This window comes from Rahnella sp. P4_A8, assembly GCF_056402435.1.
In genome coordinates this window covers 1-760 of record NZ_JBFUHK010000324.1, presented here as the reverse complement: position 1 = coordinate 760, position 760 = coordinate 1, and the positions used below count along the sequence as shown (strand labels likewise).

Below are 760 nucleotides of genomic sequence, written 5' to 3'. Positions count from 1 at the left end.
TCTCCCTTCAGGCTGAACGCCATCTTGATCATCTGGTAACGAATAAGGTTATAACTCAGCAGGATACCCCACAGTTCCTGCCTGACCATTTCCGGCAGTTTGCTTCTCAGCGCCCACCGGTTCCCCAGTAAAAACTGCTTMGYCTCCCGGTATCCTAACTCGATTTCCCAGCGATGCTTATAAAGCTCCGCCACGCTGGCGGCCGGATAACGCATYGCATCCGTCATTGACGTCAGAACCTGCCGTTCAACGCCATTGACCTTCCGGCGGATAAGCCGCACGGTCATTTCTTCCGGCAGTCCTTCCCACTGTTTTCTGGCCTGCGGTGACGTTTTCAGCCGTATCAGCTCGTCCTGTTTGCCGRGCTTACACACCACCTCGTACTGCGTGTTCTTTTTCAGCGGCGTCAGCCAGTGGCGATTTTCGCCCGCATTATGCCAGTYATGTAGCAGGCCTAAAGAGTAAAAACCCTTATCRAACAGCGTAATACTGTTATCCGGCGCGCTGKCTGCSAGCTKTGCCGCCAGGCGCATCTCGTTCACGTCGTAACTGTCCATCACACTGGCCCGCAACAGGTGACTGCTCAGTTCCATCAGGCAGACCATGCGGACCTGAGGATATCCGCGTTCGCCGTGCTGGTTCGAAGCCTTACCGAAGGCCTCTGCATTTTCAGGCGTGTCCTGCGTATGCCAGACTACGCCATCGACGGCATTGAGTGTCAGTCCGTGCCAGAGAGGATGTTTTGCCTCTGCATGCCAGT

The 760-nt window shown here is 55.3% G+C and carries 1 pseudogene; it reads right to left on the bottom strand.

The features are described 5' to 3' along the window. Window positions 1–760, bottom strand: a pseudogene (locus tag AC1DUO_RS25735) (IS4-like element IS1271 family transposase); the annotation flags it as partial.